Annotated in this window: 19 protein-coding genes and 1 pseudogene; 10 read left to right on the top strand and 10 right to left on the bottom strand. The window is 70.1% G+C overall.

From position 1 onward, the window contains the following. The first annotated feature begins 818 nt into the window (after positions 1-818). Both ACIQRL_RS28940 and ACIQRL_RS28935 read left to right on the top strand, forming a co-directional pair. The gene (locus ACIQRL_RS28940) at positions 819-1466 is read left to right on the top strand and encodes a type III effector protein (RefSeq protein ID WP_401337022.1); all 648 of its coding nucleotides are present in this window, start codon (positions 819-821) and stop codon (positions 1464-1466) included. A gap of 289 nt (positions 1467-1755) precedes the next feature. Next, the gene (locus ACIQRL_RS28935) at positions 1756-2487 is read left to right on the top strand and encodes an STAS domain-containing protein (protein WP_401337020.1); all 732 of its coding nucleotides are present in this window, start codon (positions 1756-1758) and stop codon (positions 2485-2487) included. A gap of 88 nt (positions 2488-2575) precedes the next feature. Here ACIQRL_RS28935 and ACIQRL_RS28930 read toward each other — a convergent pair whose 3' ends face one another. The 6 genes and pseudogenes from ACIQRL_RS28930 to ACIQRL_RS28905 all read right to left on the bottom strand — a co-directional run. Next, entirely contained in the window at positions 2576-2848 is a 273-nt protein-coding gene (locus ACIQRL_RS28930) for a hypothetical protein (RefSeq protein WP_401337018.1), read from the bottom strand. 140 nt (positions 2849-2988) lie between these two features. Next, the gene (locus tag ACIQRL_RS28925) at positions 2989-3987 is read right to left on the bottom strand and encodes an iron-containing redox enzyme family protein (RefSeq protein ID WP_401337016.1); all 999 of its coding nucleotides are present in this window, start codon (positions 3985-3987) and stop codon (positions 2989-2991) included. Then, the gene (locus ACIQRL_RS28920; protein WP_401337015.1) at positions 3984-4193 is read right to left on the bottom strand and encodes a CDGSH iron-sulfur domain-containing protein; all 210 of its coding nucleotides are present in this window, start codon (positions 4191-4193) and stop codon (positions 3984-3986) included. The genes ACIQRL_RS28925 and ACIQRL_RS28920 overlap by 4 nt, the downstream gene beginning before the upstream one ends. Beyond that, positions 4177-4842 carry a HemK2/MTQ2 family protein methyltransferase gene (locus ACIQRL_RS28915; protein WP_401337014.1) on the bottom strand — a complete coding sequence of 222 codons (666 nt, stop codon included), beginning with the start codon at positions 4840-4842 and terminating at the stop codon, positions 4177-4179. Before ACIQRL_RS28915 ends, ACIQRL_RS28920 begins: the two co-directional genes overlap by 17 nt. Before the next feature lie 651 nt (positions 4843-5493). Further along, on the bottom strand, positions 5494-6426 hold the full coding sequence (locus tag ACIQRL_RS28910) for an SDR family NAD(P)-dependent oxidoreductase (RefSeq protein WP_401337012.1): 933 nt from the start codon (positions 6424-6426) through the stop codon (positions 5494-5496). A gap of 119 nt (positions 6427-6545) precedes the next feature. Next, a pseudogene (locus ACIQRL_RS28905) lies at positions 6546-7616 on the bottom strand (complex I subunit 5 family protein); the annotation flags it as partial. Between the two features lie 358 nt (positions 7617-7974). Here ACIQRL_RS28905 and ACIQRL_RS28900 point away from each other — a divergent pair. The 7 genes from ACIQRL_RS28900 (at position 7975) to ACIQRL_RS28870 (ending at position 15465) form a co-directional block, all read left to right on the top strand. Continuing rightward, a complete protein-coding gene (locus tag ACIQRL_RS28900; protein WP_401337011.1) occupies positions 7975-8166 on the top strand; it encodes a hypothetical protein in 192 nt (63 codons plus the stop codon). Between the two features lie 88 nt (positions 8167-8254). Next, on the top strand, positions 8255-11500 hold the full coding sequence (gene fdh, locus ACIQRL_RS28895) for a formate dehydrogenase (protein WP_401337010.1): 3246 nt from the start codon (positions 8255-8257) through the stop codon (positions 11498-11500). Continuing rightward, on the top strand, positions 11497-12411 hold the full coding sequence (locus tag ACIQRL_RS28890) for a 4Fe-4S dicluster domain-containing protein (protein WP_401337009.1): 915 nt from the start codon (positions 11497-11499) through the stop codon (positions 12409-12411). The genes fdh and ACIQRL_RS28890 overlap by 4 nt, the downstream gene beginning before the upstream one ends. Then, on the top strand, positions 12408-13322 hold the full coding sequence (gene nrfD, locus ACIQRL_RS28885; protein ID WP_401337007.1) for an NrfD/PsrC family molybdoenzyme membrane anchor subunit: 915 nt from the start codon (positions 12408-12410) through the stop codon (positions 13320-13322). The genes ACIQRL_RS28890 and nrfD overlap by 4 nt, the downstream gene beginning before the upstream one ends. A gap of 4 nt (positions 13323-13326) precedes the next feature. Further along, on the top strand, positions 13327-13671 hold the full coding sequence (locus ACIQRL_RS28880) for a hypothetical protein (RefSeq protein WP_401337006.1): 345 nt from the start codon (positions 13327-13329) through the stop codon (positions 13669-13671). Positions 13672-13808: 137 nt separating this feature from the next. Further along, positions 13809-14774 carry an LLM class F420-dependent oxidoreductase gene (locus tag ACIQRL_RS28875; RefSeq protein WP_401337004.1) on the top strand — a complete coding sequence of 322 codons (966 nt, stop codon included), beginning with the start codon at positions 13809-13811 and terminating at the stop codon, positions 14772-14774. 19 nt (positions 14775-14793) lie between these two features. Next, positions 14794-15465 carry an HAD family hydrolase gene (locus ACIQRL_RS28870; RefSeq protein ID WP_401337003.1) on the top strand — a complete coding sequence of 224 codons (672 nt, stop codon included), beginning with the start codon at positions 14794-14796 and terminating at the stop codon, positions 15463-15465. 127 nt (positions 15466-15592) lie between these two features. On the opposite strand, the gene ACIQRL_RS28865 is transcribed toward ACIQRL_RS28870, so the two are convergent. The 3 genes from ACIQRL_RS28865 to ACIQRL_RS28855 form a co-directional block, all read right to left on the bottom strand. Continuing rightward, a complete protein-coding gene (locus tag ACIQRL_RS28865; RefSeq protein ID WP_401337001.1) occupies positions 15593-16135 on the bottom strand; it encodes a type 1 glutamine amidotransferase domain-containing protein in 543 nt (180 codons plus the stop codon). Between the two features lie 179 nt (positions 16136-16314). Further along, the gene (locus tag ACIQRL_RS28860; protein ID WP_401336999.1) at positions 16315-16788 is read right to left on the bottom strand and encodes a hemerythrin domain-containing protein; all 474 of its coding nucleotides are present in this window, start codon (positions 16786-16788) and stop codon (positions 16315-16317) included. Between the two features lie 335 nt (positions 16789-17123). Continuing rightward, entirely contained in the window at positions 17124-17519 is a 396-nt protein-coding gene (locus tag ACIQRL_RS28855) for a helix-turn-helix transcriptional regulator (protein ID WP_401336997.1), read from the bottom strand. Positions 17520-17618: 99 nt separating this feature from the next. Here ACIQRL_RS28855 and ACIQRL_RS28850 point away from each other — a divergent pair, with 99 nt between their 5' ends. After that, on the top strand, positions 17619-18404 hold the full coding sequence (locus ACIQRL_RS28850; protein ID WP_401336995.1) for an ANTAR domain-containing protein: 786 nt from the start codon (positions 17619-17621) through the stop codon (positions 18402-18404). A 274-nt stretch (positions 18405-18678) separates the two neighbouring features. On the opposite strand, the gene ACIQRL_RS28845 is transcribed toward ACIQRL_RS28850, so the two are convergent. Further along, a complete protein-coding gene (locus ACIQRL_RS28845; protein ID WP_401336993.1) occupies positions 18679-19731 on the bottom strand; it encodes a YihY/virulence factor BrkB family protein in 1053 nt (350 codons plus the stop codon). Positions 19732-19883 lie beyond the last annotated feature (152 nt).

Raw genomic sequence — 19883 nt, 5'->3', positions numbered from 1 at the left:
GGGGCGTACTGCTGGAGGAGCAGGTTCAGAGTCCGGCAAATATCGGAAAAGGATCATTAGCCCGGGGGACCCCGCACCCGGACCGGCCCTGATGACGGTCCGCCCTGTTTCCTGCCGGACGGTAAGGCGGCGTCTGCCTCGGCTACCTCGCCGAGGTGGGGCCAGGTCTGTCAGCCGGGCCAGGTTCCTGTCAGGCTGCGGTGGTGGCGCCGGATCGACGTCCGGCGTCGGGAGCGAGGAGACGGATCGGTTGGCCCGGTTTCCGTGGAGTCTCGGTCCAGGCAGCGTGACGATAGGCGGCACCGTGATCCGCTCGGGCAACGGGACGACAGGGTCTTCACGCCACCATCGCGTTACACCTGGGTGCCACTCGTAGGCGGATTTCCGGCTCGCTCGCAGCCGCCGCGCGACCTCCGGCGGCTTGATCCTCTGCTCGATCAGCTCGGCTGCCTGCATCCGTTGTCCCGGCGCTGACGCCCCGCGGACGCCCGGGATGGTCGGCGAGCCACTGGGCGGCCGCCGACGTCGCGCGGTCCGGCAACAGGTCGACGGGCTGGTGGGATTCGATGTCGACCAGGATCGTGCCGTGGGTGTCTGGGGCCCTTGCGCAGCACGAAGTCGTCCACTCCCAGCACCCGTGGGGTCAAGGTCCATGGTCGACCCGTGTGCTTGGTCGGACCGGTGCCCACCCTTCGGATCCCGCCCATGCGCTTCACCTGACATCCGCTGTAGCATGTCATCCGAACGACGACAAACCCTGATGTCATCGAACCGATGCCGAATTCCGCTCGGACGGTACGACCTGTGAAGGAGAGGCGATGAGCGACGACAACACCCCGGCACCGGCCTCCCTCCTGGCGGCCGCCACCGCGCTCGAGGCCATCGCTCAGGCCATGCGGACGGCACAGACCGCCGAGACCGCCTCCACCGACGACCCCCAGCGAGCCCTGGCGGCCTTGCTGCTCCTGCGCGAAGTGCGCGAACAGCTGGCCCACTGGGAGCCCGGACTGATCGAGACGGCCCGGAAGGCCGGCGCCAGTTGGGCCGACCTGGCCCGCCCCCTCGGCGTCTCCAGCCGCCAAGCCGCTGAGCGGCGCTACCTCCGTGTGCGTCCCGGCGAGGCCGGCACCACCAAGGAGCAGCGTGTGCAGGCCACCCGCGGGCAGCGGGCCGCGGACCGTTCCGTGGCGTCCTGGGCCCACGACCACGCCGCCGCGCTGCGTCAGCTCGCCGGTACGATCACCGCCCTGCCCGACCTTCCGGCCACCGCGACGGACGCGCTCACGGCTCTTCGGACCGCGCTCGGAGACAGTGACCCGGCCCGTCTCCTGAGCCCCCTCGCCGAGACAGGCCCTCACCTGCGCACCGTTCATCCCGACCTGGCCGACCGTGTCAGCGACGTCGGCCGGCATGCCCGGCAGATGCGCGAGAGCGAGCAGCGCCAGCGCTCTTCCGGCGGGCCGTGACGGCTTCGCGACGACCGGCCCGCGTGTGGCATGCCGCCAGTGGACGCACGGACGCACCGGCCGGACATGCCGTCCGCTCGCGTTGAGGTGGCTTCCTGTCGCCCAGTGGCCTTGGCGCATCACGCTCGGGGAGCATCCCCGGCCGGTGTCGTGGTGGAGATAGGTCGGGGCACTCTCAGCTCGTGGCTGGGGGAGACTCTGCGGCTGATTCCTCGCGGAGCGGAGCCCGACTATTTGTGCCTGGACCAGGTGATCAGCGGCATCCTCGACGCGGAAGAGTAGAAGCTCGGTGAGCGTTCCCGCCCTGCGCGACCAGTTGCGTGCCGGCCTGACGGGCGAGCCGCCCGGTGCACCCGAAATACCCAATGGCCATGGACGCGGCGGGCCGTCCCGGCAGCAGGAGCGGGCAGCGGCCGAACCTCATGAGCCCGTCAACCGGATCGCCGTGGGGGTCCTCTCACCGTGGTCGGCCGGCAGGCCCCCTCTGGGATTTGTGGTGTTCCTGGCGCGGCGGAGTCGAACTGAAGCGGGAGAGAGGCAGGATTGGCCGTTCCTCACCCATATGCGCGTAAGTCGGCCTGAAGGGAAGCTTGCATTGATCACGATGGCGGTTGAGCGGCACGGGGGCACGGTTCTGCTCGGCATCACAGGAGAGATCGACGCGGCGGCCGCCCCGCTCCTCCGACGGGCGCTCGACGGGGTCACCCGTGACGCGGGGGTCATCATGATCGATGTGCATGGTGTCGGGTTCATGGATTCCGCCGGCCTCCTGCACTTCCTGGACCTGCACCGGCAGGCGGAGGACCGGGGACCGCGCGTTCTGGTGATCGGCTGGCAGCGTCAGCCTCAGCAGGTCATGGCGCGGGCCGCCGGCACGCGGGTGGCCGGAGCCCAGGCGGGGGAACGCTCCCCACTGGCGGGCTTTCGTCGCCTGATCGAGGATCGTGCGCGGCGGGAAGCCGATCTGGCGGAGCTCGGTGATGCTCTTCTTCGTTGGCGCAGCGTGGGACTCCTGCGCTAACGATCCACCGCTCGGGCAGGACCACGAAGCTCCCACTCCGACGGACACCCGCAGCCCGGCCAGTCCACCGGGACCCCGGCAGCGGTCCCTACAGGCGCTCCTGCTCCAGCATCTCGCGGAGCAGGAGCGCGGCAGTCCGGACCGACGCGAAGTCGTCGCCGGGCGGATCGAGATCGAAGATCAGCCGATCGGGGTGGTCCGGACGGTCCGCCTTCGACAGGAAACGGCGCGGTGTGATGCGGCCCTGGTCGACGAGATGGAGCGGGGTCGGCCTTGGTGATGCCGTCGTCGGGGAACGGCTGCTTGCCGGGCCGACTGACCCGTACGATACGGCCGCCGACCTTGAATCCGCGAGATTCAAGCGATGTCGAACTCATGTGCTTCCCGGGCCGCCGCTGCCCGTGGCGGGACGTGTTCCGACGGGGACGTTCGCTCGGCGGCGCCCGGCGCCGGCTCGACCGGCTGCGCTGACCGGACGGCGCGTCCGGCCTTTTGTGCCGGTCAGTCGCCCGCGCCGAGCGGAATCCGCAGCGCACTGCGTTGCTGCCTCCACGCGGCCAACAGGTGGGCCGCCAGCCGGTCTTCGAGGAAGCCGGTGACCCGGACGCCGAAGGCGACATCGGGTTCGAGTTCGGGTTCGCTCGCCAGCAGACCGCCGATGACGTCCCGGCGTACCACCTGCTCGTGGACGGCGTCGGCCTCGACGTGCTCGTCGTAGAAGCGTTGTGCCGCTTTGCCCGCGCCGACCCTGCGCAGGGCGGCGGCCAGGCGTCTGGACCCCGGCGAGGAGGTGACTTCCACCGCGGCGAAGTGTCCGACCAGAGCGCCCCGAAGGGCTCGATGCAGGCCCAGCAGGGACATGAGATTGACCGTGGTGACCACCTCCGTGGGGGCCGCGTCGACATAGTGGCCGTAGTCCGTGCGCAGGCCGAGGTCGGCCATGAGGTCCGCGAAGAGCCGGGAATGGACGTCCTCCTCGCGGCCGGCACCGAACTCGTCGAACTCGACCGCCACCATGGCCGCCTTGGCGCGGCCGTGCAGGCGTGGAATGACCCAGGCGTGCGGATCGGCCTCCTTGAGGTGGTACAGCGAGCGCAGGGCGGCGTACTCCCGCAGTTGCCACAGTTGGCCGTCGCGTTCGAGGAAATGACTGACACTGCCTTCGTCGTAGCCGACCGGTTCGAGCAGCAGGGCTTCGAGGGCCTTGTCGGCCTCCGGATCGGCTGTCACATCGTCGCGCAGGGCCTTCAGGAAGCGCAGCTCCAGAGACCGGCGCAGGGCCAGGAGTCCGGGGTCCCATTCTCGTTCGTCGCTCACCTCGGCGAAGCCCCGGTAGTGGAGTTCGTACAGTGTGTAGAGAGCGAGCTGGACATCGTCACCGTACGGTCGGGCATCCTCCAAGCCGTGGGGGAGCGCGGGCAGCGGGGTGCCGTAGCGCAGCGTCGAGGCGAGAGAGCGCGATATCTCGCCCCGCGGTGCCGGAAGGAGGGGGCCTCTCACGTCGTTCCCCGCCTCGCACGACGTCGGTGACTGGTGTCGCACCAGGGATAGGTGCGGCTGCGTCGGCAGGTGCAGATCGCCGCCCGGAAACGGCGGGAAGCCGCGACCGTGCCGTCCTCCAGCACCACCTCGACCGGACCCTCGACGAGGAGGGGGCCCTCGCCGTCCACGGTGACGCGACGCGGGCGCTCAGTCTTGCCAGGCACGGATGACCACCAGCTCTTCCCGGTTGTCGTTCTCGTCGGTGACCAGGCCCTGGTGCCGCAGCCAGGTCCGGCGTGAGTTCAGCACGGGGCCGAAGGGGACGAAGACGCGGTCGGTGACCGTCGCCTCGAACCCCGCGCGGGCGAGTCGCCGCAGCGTCGGCCGGGTCCCGCAGAGGGCGGAGTGGACGAGCAGCAGTACGCCTCCCGCGCGCAGAGCGGCGGGCGCCTCGTCACAGACGCGGTTCACGAAGACACGGCCGTCCGGCCCGGCGTCCCAAGCGCGTTCCGGGGATCGGGACGGCAACCGGATCCCTGGCGATGGGACGTAGGGCGGATTACTCACCACGAGGTCGTATGTCCGTCCGTGTACGGCGGCTGTGAGATCGCCGTGGCGGACGGTGACGCGACGCCTGGCGAGGAGCGCGTTGAGGCGCGTGGTGAACACAGCGCGCCAGTCGATGTCGACGGCGGTCACCCGCGCCCCCAGCCCTGCGGCCCGCAGCGCAAGGGCCCCGCTGCCGGTTCCCAGGTCGAGCACGTCGGTGCAGGGGCCCACGCTCTCCCGCGACAAGGCGTGCATCAGGAGCTCGGTGTCCTGTTGAGGCGCGTAGACACCGGGCGGCGTGATGAGCGGGACCTCGCCGGGCATATTCATCCGGCACCTCCCGATTGCGATTGGTCCGATTGATGCCTATATCTGCAACTCTGCTCTCTGGGTTCCCCTCGATCGGAGACATACGCGCGATCTTCGTGGCCGTGTGCGGGGGCGACCGGGCTCGTGTCGTCGGTCCGGTGTCCGCCGAGGCAGGTGGGAGCAGCCGACATCAGGGTGAAGGCGGCATCGTCCAGCGGCTGGGCGACACTGTCGGGCGTCGGTGACCGCTTCGGTACCCCCGCCCGTCGGTCAGTTCCTGGACGGCCCCGACCAGCTCGGCGCCGTAGCGACGTACGTCGAAGCACGTGACTCCGTGCGCGGAGGCCCCGGAGAGCCGGTCGGCGACGGGATCGATCCCGATGACCAGGCGAGCTCCGCGTTACCGCGCGATCCGTGTGGCCATGTCGCCGATGGGGCCGAGACCGAGGTCCTCGAAAAAGGCTTCGCCCTCGTCCGGGGTCGGCACGTCTCCCCTCCACGGGCCCGCCGCAGCACCTGCAGTCAAACACCGGTCGAGCCGGTACGCACGCCGGGTGGCGTCATCGGCCGCGGGTCGGCCGCTGGTCGGGGGACCCGGCAGGTGCTGGGGGTAGCGGCGGGCGGCCCGGTCGTTGAGCACACTGCCCCAACCGCGCACCTTTTCCGTCACCGTATGGGTGGGACGGCCGATGTCGTGGCCCTGTACCGTGCCGCCTTCAGTCGGGCCTTCGCGCCTTCGCCATGCCCGTCCGGCGGGTTCGGGAGCAGTCGGGCGGCGAGCCCGCTCAGACGGGTGACCGTCGCGGGCGCCACACCGTGTGTCACCGACGCGGCACGTGCCGCGGGAGTGAGGATCAAACGGGTCCGTCGCCGCTCCAGAGCTCGCAGAATGCGCTCGGCCGCGCGCTCGGCGTCCATCGAGACGACGGCGGCTCCGGCGAGCGCGGAGAACCAGGCGAACTCCTTGGAGGCCCGACCGCCGAATTCGGCCTGGAGGTGTGATCCGGTGCGCATCAGCCCGGGGCGGACCGTGGTCACGCTGACGTTCTTCCTTGCCGTCTCGGCCCGCAGCCCCTCACCCAGAGTTCCTACGGCGGCCTTGGCACACGAGTAGGGCAGCAGGTGCGGAACGGCCAGCAGACCGCCGACCGAGCCGATGAGGCAGAGACGGCCACAGGCGTCGCTGCGGTACAGAGGGGGCAGCGCGGCCATCGCCGTGTTCACGGTGCCGCCGAAGACGGTCGACATGGCGTCCTCGAAGGCACTGCTGTCGATCGACGCCACCGGAGCGACCTGGATCACCCCCGCGTTGGCGATGACGACGTCCAGGCCGCCCTGCCGACTGTCCGCCTGCTCGACCATGGCGCCGACCGCGGCCCGGTCGCGTACGCCGCACACGGCGGTGGACACCGTCACGCCGGTCCGTTCCTCGACCCAAGCGGCAACGCGCCGCAGCTCGTCCGCGTCCCGTGCCGCGATGGTCACCCGGCAGCGGCGCCGGGCCAGTCGTGCGCACAGCAACAGCCCCAGTCCCCGCGAACCACCCGTGACCAGTGCGGACAGGCCGTCGAGATCCGACCGGCGTGAGGTCGTTGCCATTTTCGTCACCTCGCCCGTGGAAGGCGTTCCGAGTACCCGCGGCGGGCGCGGGCGGACAGCCGACCGCGACGAGACCGCGGTCCGCGTCCGGCCGGGGCTCGCCGCGTCCTCTTCTCCGGTCACCCCGTGAGGATGCCGGGCAGTCCGAGCGCGCCGAGGAGGGCTGTGCCGGCCAGGAGCCAGACCACGTAGTCGCCGATGTGCCCCGAGTGCAGGCGGCGGAGCGGTTTAGTCCAGTGGTACGGCTGCCGGCCGGCCGGGCCGCGGACGCCGGCCGCGGCCAGTCCCGTCGCGAGTGCGGCCGAGGCCGACCCGAGGACGAGACCGGCCGCGGTCCAGTGCGGTGGCTCCTGCGCGCCGAACGCGTCGCCCACGGAGCCGGCGAGCCCTGGAGCCAGACCGGCCGCGAGCGCTCCGACGAGCAGGACGGTGGGGACCGCCGTCATCGTCGTGGGCACTCTGCGGATCGGCCCCTTGGTCTCCGGTTGTTCCTGCGCGCCCTTCGTCTCGTACGCCGATTCGTCGCCGGGCCGCTCCCCGGCGCCGAGGAACACCCGTGCGGCGACGCGGAGCGCTGCTCCCGCGGTGACGGCTGACACGGCGACGTACACGACGGCGAGGAGCCCACCGGCGGCTTCCTCCGTGACCGCTTTGCCGAGGCCTGTCGCAAACGGCGGCAGCCCGGACAGTGCCAGCGCACCCGCCACGAACAGCGAGCCGATCCACCTCAACTCCGTTGCGCGAGCGTACAGTTCGTGTTCGTCGACGCTGCCGTAGCGATCGCGGAGGATGCCCGTACAGGCGAAGAGGGCGGCCTTCGCCGCCGAGTGCCCCACGATGTAGAGCGCGATGCCCGCCGTCGCCTCGGGGTTCAGCAGCCCGATCCCGACGAGGAAGAGCCCGGTGTGGGCGACGGTGGAAAACGCGAGAAGGCGCTTCACGTGCCGTTGCTGCCAGCACATCACCGCGCCGATCAGCGCGGTCAGCACGCCGATCGTGACCAGGACGCGCTCGGCGTCGGGCGCGGGGATGCCGCCGGGCCCGACGAAGACCGTGTGGTAGACCCGCCACACCCCGTACGAGCCGAGTTCCACCATGACCCCCGACAGCAGCATGCAGACGGGCGTCGGCGCCACCGCGTGCGCGTCGGGCAACCAGAAGTGGAACGGGACAGCGGCGGCCTTCACCAGGTCGTAGGAAACCAGCTCCGAGGAGCCTGAGCCGTCGATGGACCTTGCCCACGCCTCACGTCAGGACGAAAGGACCTGTCCGGCCCCGCGCCGGACGGCGGAGGCCGGGCCGTGCGCGCCGGAACCGCTTCCCCTCCGTCACCGCTGACCGGCACCAGGGCGGTTCGGCGGTCACCGGCATCATCGTCGGCGAGAGGGGTACTTGCGCCTCACGCCACGCCCCGCGCGAGGAAGTGAGGACACCGTGAACGAGCGTCACCCGGATGGCCCTGGGACCGGTGGTGGGCCGGAATCGAAGCCCATACCGAGGGATCCGCCCGACCAGCAGGCCACACCCGACGAAGACCCGTGGGACGCCGTGGGTGCACCGGAGCAGTGGACCGAGGGCGAGGGGCCCGAGGCCGGGAATCCCGGTGCCGGGGGTTCCGGGGACGAGACCCCGGATCCGGAGATCCCCGACACGGACGAGGCCGGCACCGGGCGCAGAGGCACCCCTCACTCCGGCAGCCCCCACCCGGAACATCCCGTGCCCGACGAACCGTCCGACTGACGTGTCGGCGCGCCGGGGGAGCCCGGCCGGGTGAGGCTGGGACGACCCCTGACCGCAGCGAGGGCCCGGCCGCGCGAAAGGACCTGTGATGGGTGTGCGCACGTGGGTCAGTGAATGGCCCGTCTACCGTCAGCTGACCGGATCCGACCCGCTGGGACGCGGCCGGGCCGCCATGTCGCCCCGGACCCGGCAGCTGAGGCCGCGCACCGACACCGCCGAACGGGTCGTCTCCTCGGTCTGCCCCTACTGCGCGGTCGGCTGCGGTCAGCAGATCTACGTCAAGGACGACAAGGTCGTCCAGATCGAAGGCGACCCCGGCTCACCCGTCAGCCGGGGGCGCCTCTGCCCGAAGGGCTCGGCCACCCTCCAGCTCACCACCGGCCCCGCCCGTCGCCACGAGGTCCTCTACCGACGCCCGTACGCCACCGACTGGGAGCCCCTCGACCTGGAGACGGCCATGGACATGGTCGCCGACCGGGTGGTCGAGACGCGGCGCCGCACCTGGGAGTGGGAGAAGGACGGGCTGCGCACCGCCCGCACGCTCGGCATCGCCAGCCTCGGCGGCGCCACCCTCGACAACGAAGAGAACTATCTGATCAAGAAGCTGCTCACCGGCCTCGGTGTCGTCCAGGTGGAGAACCAGGCGAGGGTCTGCCACAGCTCCACCGTCGCGGGCCTCGGAACCTCCTTCGGCCGCGGCGGCGCCACCACCTTCATGCAGGACCTCCAGCACGCCGACTGCATCGTCATCCAGGGCTCCAACTACGCCGAGGCGCACCCGGTCGGCTTCCAGTGGGTCATGGAGGCCAAGAAGCGCGGCGCCCGCATCATCCACGTCGACCCGCGCTTCACACGCACCAGCGCCCTCGCCGATCTGCACGTTCCGATCCGGGCGGGCAGCGACATCGCCTTCCTCGGCGCCGTCATCAACCATGTGCTCACGGAGGAGAAGGACTTCCGGGAGTACGTCCTCGCCTACACCAACGCGGCCGCGATCGTCAGCGAGGACTTCCAGGACACCGAGGACCTGGACGGCGTCTTCTCCGGACTCGACGAGGAGGGGCACCACTACGACCCGCGCAGCTGGCAGTACGAAGGGGTTGAGGTCCAGGCGCCCGCGGGCGATGTCGACGAACAGTACGAGCAGAAGACCCAGGGCTCGGGACGCGCCGAGAGCCACGGTTCGGGAGGCGCCCGCACGGGCGCCCGCCCGCCACGCGACGAGACGCTCAGCCACCCGCGCTGCGTCTACCAGATCCTCAAACGGCACTACGCCCGCTACACCCCCGAACTCGTCGAGGAGACCTGCGGAATCCCCCGCGCGACCTTTCTGCGCGTCTGCGACTCCCTGACCGCCAACTCGGGCCGGGACCGCACCAGCGCCTTCGTGTACGCGGTCGGCTGGACCCAGCACTCCACCGGCTCCCAGTACATCCGCGCCGCCTGCATCCTCCAGCTCCTCCTCGGCAACATCGGCCGGCCCGGCGGCGGCATCCAGGCGCTGCGCGGCCACGCCTCGATCCACGGCTCCAGCGACATCCCGACCCTCTACAACCTCCTCCCGGGCTACCTGCCGATGCCGCACGCCCACGCCCACGAGGACCTGGACACGTTCGTCGAGGCGAGCCGGACCGACAAGGGCTTCTGGGGCAACATGCGGGCCTACTTCGTCAGCCTGCTCAAGGCCTACTACGGCGACGCCGCCACCGCCGACAACGACTTCTGCTTCGACCACCTGCCGCGGCTCACCGGCTCCCACTCCACCTACGAGACCGTCATGGCGCAGCTCGAAGGTGTGTGCAAGGGCTACTTCCTGATGGGCGAGAACCCGGCCGTCGGCTCCGCCAACACCCGCCTGCAACGTCTGGGCATGGCCAACCTGGAGTGGCTGGTCGTCCGGGACTTCTCCCTGATCGAGTCCGCGACCTGGTGGCTCGCCGGCCCCGAGATCGAGACCGGCGAGCTGCGCACCGAGGACGTCGGCACCGAGGTCTTCTTCTTCCCGGCCGCCGCGCACACCGAGAAGTCCGGCTCCTTCACCAACACCAACCGGTGGCTCCAGTGGCATCACGCGGCCGTGGAACCGGAAGGGGACGCGCGAAGCGACCTGTGGTTCATGTACCACCTGGGCCGGCGCGTCAAGGAGCGGCTGGCCGGCTCGACCGACCCCATGGACCGGCCCGTTCAGGACCTCACCTGGGACTACCCCGTCGAGGGCCCGCTGCGGGAACCGGTTGCCGCCAGGGTCCTGGCCGAGATCAACGGACACGGTCCCGACGGCGGACCGCTCTCCGCGTACACGGAGCTGAAGGACGACGGGTCCACCCGCTGCGGCTGCTGGATCTACTGCGGGGTGTACGCCGACGGTGTCAACCACGCCGCTCGTCGTACACCCCACACGGAACAGGACTACGTCGCCGCCGACTGGGCCTGGGCCTGGCCCGCCAACCGCCGCATCCTCTACAACCGTGCCTCCGCCGCGCCCGACGGCAGCCCGTGGAGCGACCGCAAGGCGTACGTGTGGTGGGACTCGGCAGAGGGGGAGTGGACCGGCTGTGACGTGCCCGACTTCGTCCCCGACCGGGCGCCCGACTACGTACCGGCAGAGGACGCGACCGGGCCCGACGCTCTACGCGGCGACGATCCGTTCATCATGCAGGCCGACGGCAAGGGCTGGCTGTACGCGCCCGCGGGGCTGGAGGACGGGCCGCTTCCCACTCACTACGAGCCGCAGGACTCGCACTTCCCCAACGCGCTCCACCCGTCGACTCCGCGCTCGCCGGTACGGCAGTTGCTGCCGCGCGAGGGCAATCGCTACCACCCCAGTGGCGACGAGCCGGGCGCGGAGGTCTATCCGTACATCGTCACCACCCACCGTCTCACCGAACACTTCACCGCGGGCGGCATGAGCCGTTGGTCCCCCTATCTGGCGGAGCTCCAGCCCGAGTTCTTCTGCGAGCTCTCCCCGCAGTTGGCCGCCGAGCGCGGGCTGGAGCACGGCGGCTGGGCGACGATCATCACCGCCCGCAACGCCGTCGAGGCGCGTGTCATGGTCACCGAGCGGCTCACACCCCTGACCGTGCACGGGCGGACCGTCCATCAGATCGGGCTGCCCTTCCACTGGGGGCCCAACGGCGTCTCCACAGGCGACGCGGCCAACGAACTCGTGGCCATCGCGCTCGACCCCAACGCCCACATCCAGGAAGACAAGGCACTCACGGCCGACATCCGCCCAGGCCGCCGCCCCCGCGGCCCCGATCTGCCGAAGCTGGTGGCGGAATACCGCCTACGCGCGGGAATCACCGAGACGACGGGGACGGAGACCCGGAAATGACGGAGCGGAACCTGCTGAACGGCCCCGAACCGGACCCGGCTGGCGATTCCGGCCACCTCGAACGCCCGGAACGCGTCGGCTTCTTCACCGACACATCCGTCTGCATCGGCTGCAAGGCCTGCGAAGTGGCCTGCAAGGAGTGGAACGCGATCCCGGACGACGGGATGCGGTTGAGCGGCATGAGCTACGACAACACCCAGGGGCTGGGCGCCTCCACCTGGCGCCATGTCGCCTTCATCGAGCAGAAGGTGCCCGCTCCGGAGGGGCGCACCGAACTCTCGCTCGTCGAGGAGGCGTCGTCCGCTCCCGAACTCCCGCAGGCGCCGGGCGACATGCGCTGGCTGATGTCATCGGACGTATGCAAGCACTGCACGCACGCGGCCTGCCTGGACGTCTGCCCCACCGGCTCGCTGTTCCGCACGGAATTCGGCACGGTCGTCGTACAGGAGGACATCTGCAACGGCTGCGGCTACTGCGTGCCCGCCTGCCCATACGGAGTCATCGAACAACGCCCGCACGACGGGCGGGCGTTCAAGTGCACCATGTGCTACGACCGCCTCGGTGCCGGCCAGGAACCGGCCTGTGCCAAGGCGTGCCCCACCGAGTCCATCCAGTTCGGACCGCTGGACGAACTGCGCGAACGGGCCGCGCTCCGCGTGGATCAGCTCCATGAACAGGGCGTGGATCAGGCCCAGTTGTACGGGCACGACCCGCAGGACGGGGTCGGGGGTGACGGTGCCTTCTTCCTGCTCCTCGACAAGCCGGAGGTGTACGGCCTCCCGCCTGACCCCGTGGTGACCACCCGCGACCTGCCGGTCATGTGGAAACACGCGGGCGGCGCCGCACTCTCCCTCGCGGGCGGAATCGCGCTCGCCTTCGCCGTGGCGGGCCGGACCAAGGGGACCCGATGACCAGGCAGCGGCGCGGCGAACAACTGATGGTTCCCCGCCTGGAATTCGAGTCCTACTACGGGCGTCCGATCATCCACGCCCCGTCCTGGGCGGCCCGTGACATCGCCGGATACTTCTTCCTCGGCGGCCTCGCCGGAGCAGGATCCGTCTTCGCTGCCGGGGCCCACCTCACCGGACGCCCCCGCACCGCCACCGCGATGAAGGTCTCCTCCCTCACCGCGGTGTCACTGTCCGCCGCTGCCCTCATCCACGACCTGGGCAGGCCCGGCCGGTTCGCCAACATGCTGCGCGTCTTCAAGCCCACCTCCCCGATGAGCATGGGCTCCTGGCTGCTCAGCGCCTACGGCCCGGCCGCCGGTGCGGCGGCCCTCAGCGCCGTCACGGGCCGGGCGCCCCGGGCGGGCGCCGTCGCGGCCGCGACAGCCGCGCTGCTCGGGCCGGCGCTGACCTCTTACACCGCGGTCCTCGCCGCCGACACCGCCGTGCCCGCCTGGCACGGCGCCCACCGCGAACTTCCCTATCTGTTCACGGCGTCCGCGACGGCCGCCGCGTCGGGAATGGCGCTGCTCGTGGCACCGCCGCGCGAGAACGGTCCGGCCCGCCTCGCGGCGGTCCTCGCCGCCGCGGCGGAGAGCGCGGCGACCGAGGCGGCCGAGCGACGCCTGGGCATGGTGGCCGAGACCTGGCGCGAAGGACGCGCGGGCACGCTCATGCGGGCCGCCCGTGTCCTGACCCTGACGGGTGCCGCGACGGCTGCGCTGGCCGGCGGACGCAGCAGGCCGGTCGCCGCGCTGGGCGGGTTCGCGCTGCTCGCGGGCTCGGCCTGCACCCGCTTCGGGGTCTTCGCGGCGGGCATCGCCTCCGCAAAGGACCCGAAGTACATCGTCGTACCCCAGCGGAAAGGAGTGTGACTCGATGGTCACCGTGTCTCTCACCGGAGGGTCCAAGGAGGACGTCGCGACCGTGTTCGGCGTCCTGCGGACGGCGTTCCCGACCGACCGGCCCGCCGACGACATCCCTCACGAGCAGCCGGGCGACCGCCCTCCCGTGTGGACCGCGGACTTCGATCCCACCGAGGAACGCATCCCGACCGGTCCCACCCCTCTGGACGGATCGATCAGCGCCACGTTGCAGGGTGGCTACGTCGCCGTGGACCGGCTCCGTGAAGCTCTGAGCGGCTCGTTCGCCGTCCAGGAACAGGGCACGGCGTCGGGAGACCAGGAGAAGGAGGTCGACCTGCGACTCCGCACGAAGCAATAGAGCGACAGAGTGAAAGGGCGGCAGCATCGGCGAGGAAGAAGGCCGCCAACCCACGCCCACTTGGGTTCCGGCCGCTGACAGGACAGGGGATCCCCTGGCCCACCCCAGCGGCGCCCGGCCACGAGGAGGAGAGCGACATGGTGCAGATCGGGTACACGATGATGACGGAACAGGCCGGCCCGCGTGAGCTCGTCGGTCATGTGGCCGGAGCCGAGCGTGCCGGCTTCGACTTCTCGGTCACGTCCGACCACTACTTCCCCTGGCTGGACTCACAGGGGCACGCCCCGTACGCGTGGAGTGTCCTCGGTGCCGCCGCGCAGGCCACCCAGCGCATTCCCCTGATGACGTACGTGACGTGCCCGACCACCCGCTACCACCCCGCGGTCGTCGCCCAGAAGGCCGCCACCGTGCAACTGCTTTCCCAGGGACGCTTCCGCCTGGGCCTCGGCTCCGGCGAGAACCTCAACGAGCATGTGGTGGGCGGCGGATGGCCGGCCGCACACGTCCGGCTGGAGATGCTCGATGAGGCCGTGGAGATCATCCGCTCGCTCTTCGCGGGCGGGAGCGTCAACCACCACGGTGCCCACTTCGACGTGGAGAACGCCCGACTGTGGGATCTGCCCGACAGGCCCCCGCCGATCGGCGTCGCCGTCTCCGGTGAGCGCTCGTGCGCAGTCGCCGGACACCTCGCCGACTTGCTGATCGCCACCGAACCCAAGGCCGAGCTGATCTCCGCGTTCGACCGGCACGGCGGCGCCGGCAAGCCCAAGGTGGGCCAGCTGCCCATCTGTTACGACACGGACCGGGACGCGGCCGTCGCCCGCGCCCATGACCAGTTCCGCTGGTTCGGCGGCGGCTGGCCGGTCAACGCCGAACTGCCCGGCCCCGAAGGATTCGCCGGCGCGACCCAGTTCGTACGTCCCGAGGACGTGGCCGAGTCCATTCCGTGCGGAGACGACGTGGACTCCGTGGTCGACGCCGTACGGTCCTTCGTGGAAGCGGGGTTCACCGAGGTCGCGCTCATCCAGATCGGCGGTGACCACCAGGAGCCGTACCTGGAATGGGCCGAGCGGAAGCTGCTTCCCGCCCTGCGCGGCCTGTGAGAGGGCGAGGACACCCGCGATGACCACCAAACGCGCCGCCGTCTTCGATGTCGACGGAACACTCGTCGACACCAACCACCTGCATGTCGTCACCTGGTGGGAGGCCTTCCGCCAGGCCGGCCACCGCGTCGCCATGCGTGACATCCACCGGGCCGTGGGCCTCGGCGCCGGCGACCTGATCGAGCACCTGCTCGGCAAGGACCGCGACCCCGGGGACGACGAACAGTTCGTCGCGGCCCACCACGCGCTCTACGCAACGTACTTCGACCGGTTGCCGCCACTGGACGCGGCCGGCGAACTGCTGCGTGCCCTCGCCGGCCGGGGATGGGAGATCGTCCTGGCGACCTCGGCGAGCGGTGCGGAACTCTCCGCGCTGCGCCGTGCCATCGACGCGGACGACGTCATCCTCGGCGCGGCCAGCGCTGACGACGTCGCCGAGGGCAAACCAGCCCCCGATCCTGTCGAGCGGGCCAGAAAGCTCGCCGGAGTACCGAGCGGACGGGCGGTGTTCGTCGGCGACACGGTCTGGGACATGCAGGCCGCGGTCCGGGACGGGGTGACACCCCTGGCGGTCCTGTCCGGCGGCATCCCGAGGACGGACCTGGTGTCGGCGGGCGCCCACGCGGTGTACCGAGACCCTGCCGACCTCCTCGACCACCTGGACACCAGCGTCTTCGCGGACCGGGAATGACGGAAGCCGCCCTGGACGTCACCGTTCGGGGTGCTCGCTCCCTCACCAGCATGGCACGACAGCCCCTGTCCCGAGCGGCCGGATTGCCCGGGACAGGGGTGAGCGCACGCCCGATCCGATTCCGCGTTCAGGTGGTCGCGCGACCGAACTCGTGCACCAGGGCCTCGCAGAACGCCTTCAGGTCGTCCGGCTTGCGGCTGGTGACAAGGGTGTTGGGGCCGCCGTCGCAGACCTTGACCTGTTCGTCCACCCAATTCCCGGCAGCGTTGCGGATGTCGGTACGCAGGCTCGGCCACGAGGTGAGGCTGCGCCCGTGCAGCACATCGGCCTCGACGAGAATCCACGGGGCGTGACAAATGGCCGCCACCGGCTTGCCCGCGTCGAAGAAGGCCTTCACGAAGGCCACGGCCCGCTCGTCCAGGCGCAGTTGGTCGGGGTTGGCGACTCCACCGGGCAGCACCAGACCGTCGAAATCGTCCACGGACGTGTCCCGCACCACTTGGTCGACGGGGAAGGTGTCTGCCTTGTCGAGATGCCGGAAGGCCTGCACCTCTCCCGACTCTGTGGACACGAGTACGGGGGTGCCTCCGCTGCCCGCCACAGCGGCCCACGGCTCGGTCAGTTCGATCTGCTCGATGCCTTCCGGCGCCACGAGAAAAGCGATGCGCATGTGCGTGGATCCTTTCCGCGCTGGATGCCCTGAGGAATAGTCGCGTCTGTGCTGGATGCCCTGGGGGATGGTCGCGGTTGATGCGCCGCCGGCTCGGCGGCATTCGATCGACGAAGCGGCTGTGCCCCCGTCGCCGAGGCCCGTATCGATCCACAGGCTCCTTGAGGTGCCGGTACGATCTACCGTTCGGCGCTGGGAACGGCGAGGGGCTCGCTCGGAGCCTCCTTCTTGGCCGATTCCATCTGTTCGCCCAGTTCGGTGAGCCGGTTGCGACCCATGGTCTTGCGTACGTCGGGGAACCATTCCTGCTCCTCTTCCTCGACGTGGTGGCGGACGTTCTCCATGAGGACGGTCATCTTGGCGTCGAACCGTTCGTCCGCCGCATCGAGACCCTTCAGCTCGGAGAGCATCCACAGCACGACGTGATGCTCCTCGACGCTCTCCAGGACGTGGTCCTTGGTGTCGGGGGCGGCCTCCCGGGCGGCAGGGTAGAAGATCTCCTCTTCGATCCAGGTGTGGGTGGTGAGCTCCTCGACCACCTGATCGGCGATCTTCCGCTTTTCCGCGTGGGCGTTGGCCCCCGCCTTCTCGAACCGCTTGAAGAGCTTTTCCACCCTCTTGTGGTCTTCCTTGAGCAGCACGATCCCGTCCACGGCTTCTCCTCCGATCGCATTCGGACGGCTCGTTGCCGCCCGGGACCGAGTACCCCAGCGGCCGCGGATCGTCACAGGAGGCATGAGGTTGCCCGGAAAGTCGGCCCGGGCCGCGGTGTACGCCTATGGGAGGGCTGCTGGTTCGCGCCTGGTTGCTGAAGGGCACGGCTACGGTGCGTGCGGCCCACGGCATCTTCGAGGACCGCGCCGGGCGGCACTCGGTCCAAGCGGCGATGGCACGCTATCCCGGCCGCCTCGCCGCCGCACCGGTCGGCGCCCTGCCGACAGCGACCGCGCTCCGGCGCGGGAGGGGCCGACCAGGGCCGCAGGGAACCCTACGAGGCCGCTGTGCTGTCGTCGCGAGCGAACGCATCGGGGCGATCGGACGCGGATCGCGCGGTCCGCTGCCCGGGCGGGGCTTCAGCGGGGCTCTCGTGCTGGTCGAGAGCCGCCAGGAGGTCGGCCACCGTCAGGCCCGAGTCGGCCGGGTGTCGAAGGCTGGTCCCGGGCTGGATGTGGTAGTGGTTCGTGCGCCCTCGCCGGGTGTGGTCCAGATAGCCGTCCTGCTCCAGATCGGCAATGATCTTCTGGACTGCCCGCTCGGTGAGCCGGCACCGCGCGGCGATGTCGCGGATCCGCGTGCCTTGCGCCCCGGAGGCGATCGCGGCGAGGACTCGTGCGTGGTTGGTCAGAAAGGTCCAGCCGGTGTGTCCCTCGGGTACCTCAGTCATCCCCCCAGACTAGGCCCTTTCGTTCACGCATTCAAAAGGGTGAAAGAGAGTTCATGTATCCCTTGACGTGTAACCGGATGGAGGGCGAACCTGTATGCCATGCGAGAACATCCGCTCTCTCCCCCTGCGGGAAGCGGGGACGAAGCCGCCCACGATGCACTGGCCTGCGGCGCCAGGGTGGGAGGCGCGTCACCCTTCCTCGAGACCGCCGCGTATCCCTCCGGCTCACGGACGCTGGTCGTCGTCGCCGGTGAGATCGACATCGATACCGCGCAGCCGCTCCAACACGACCTGTGTGCCGCCCTGGCCCAGGCGCGCCAGGGACTGGACCTGGACCTCGCGCGGGTCGACTTCTGTGACTGTTCCGGCCTCCGGGTCCTGTTGCGCCTTCGGAGCCTTGCTCTCGCCCAGGGCAAGACGGTCCACATCCACGTTGCTGGACGCGCTGTCGAGCGGCTGCTCATGCTCACGGGCACGGCATCTCTGTTCGCGCCCTCGAACGGTGCCGGTCCTCACTTGGAGGGGAAGTACGAGAAGGACCTGCTCGCCGAGGTCATCGACCTGAAACGGGCGATGCGGACGCGGCCGGTCATCGACCTCGCCCGCGGAGTCCTGATGGCCACGTTCAGGTTGAACGAGGAAGACGCCTGGGGCGTTCTCGTCGAGGTTTCCCAGCGCAGCAACACCAAACTTCGCCTCATCGCCGAGGAGTTGGTCGCGGCAATCACCGGCGATCCGCTGCCCGCCCATCTGAAGCAGCAGATTTCCGCGGAGGTCGCCAAGGTCTCCGACGAAGCGCAGTCACGTTGTCACCACCGGCGCCGCGACTGGGTTCCGTCCGCAGCCAGGGCCGCGCCCCTGGAAAGCCGCAGACCATCGGCATGACCGCTTCCCGGCTACCGCGTCTGGCGGCGACCGCGTCAGCGATGTGGGTTCCGTATGTGCCGGCCCCGCGCCCACCCGCAGACTCATACGACGGCCACGACGACGGTGACGGCCCGTAGGGCGGAGAAGGCCACGAGATCCACCCCTTGCGGACGTCGACGCCTGGTTTGTCATCTGCCCCAGGGCCCGAACGTGCATCCGACCCGCCGTACAAGCGGTGTGGGCTGCCGCCTGTCCGGACGATCCGATACATGTCCACCCCAGTAGCCAACGGTCATTCTTCGCCTTCGTCGAGGCGGCGCAGGTCTTCCTCGTCCCATGTGCGGGTGTCGCGCGGCTGGGTGTAGGGCTCGGCATCGGGCGGGAGCCCGCCGGCGACGGCCCGCTGGCGCACTGCCTCCGCGTCGAATTCCAGACCGAGGAGGATGGCGAGGTTGCTGATCCACAGCCACACCAGGAAGACGACGACGCCGGCCATCGTCCCGTAGGTCTTGTTGTACGAGGCGAAGTTGGCCACGTAGAACGCGAATCCGGCGGAGGCGATCGTCCAGATCACCAGGGCAAGGAAACTGCCCGGAGTGATCCACTTGAAGCCCTTCACCTTCGCGTTCGGGCTCGCCCAGTACAGGATCGCGATCATCACGGTGACCAGCACGACCAGCACGGGCCACTTGGCGATCGACCACACTGTCAGCGCCGTGTCCCCGATCCCCAGTGCCGTGCCGGCCTGGCGGGCGATGCCGCCGGTGAAGACCACGATCAGCGCGCTGACGACCGCCAGCACCATGAGGACGACGGTCACACCGACGCGCACCGGCAGGATCTTCCAGACGGGACGGCCCTCGGGCATGTCGTAGATGGCGTTGGCGGCGCGGATGAAGGCTGCGACGTAGCCCGAGGCGGACCACACCGCCACCACGATGCCGATGACGGCCACGAGTGAGCCGAGGCCGGCGTTGCCCTGCAACTGTTCCACCGCGCCGGTGAGGATGTCGCGGGCCGAGCCGGGGGTGAGCTGTTTGAGATTGTCGAGCACCCGGTCCGCGGTCGACTTGCCGGTGATGCCCAGCAGGGAGACCAGGACCAGCAGGGCCGGGAACAAGGCGAGCACCCCGTAGTACGTGAGCGCGGCTGCCCGGTCGGTCAGTTCGTCCTTCTTGAACTCCCGCAGGCTCCCGGTGAACACCTTGCCCCAGGCTCTGCGGGGCAGCGCTGTCGGCGTGTCCGGGGCCTGTTGCTCGACTTCAGGGGCGGGTCCGGCCTCGTCCGGCGGCGGCTTGTGGCCACTGTCGTGATTGTTTTGTCCTGGAAGATGCATTTTCGCCATGCTCGCCGAGTACCCCGCCCGACGCACCTGAAGTGCTCAGCCGACCCGGGCTGCATCAGCAAAGCGCTCGGAGAACGCGTGGCCGGCGATGCTGCACCGGCTCTGCCGATGCCGGGCCTGCCGTCGACGCCGCGGGCGGGTTGTCAGCGCTG

The sequence above is a fragment of the Streptomyces sp. NPDC091209 genome (assembly GCF_044757755.1).
GTDB lineage: Bacteria > Actinomycetota > Actinomycetes > Streptomycetales > Streptomycetaceae > Streptomyces.
Note: the sequence above shows the minus strand (reverse complement) of the source record. Positions and strands in the feature narration are given on the sequence as shown.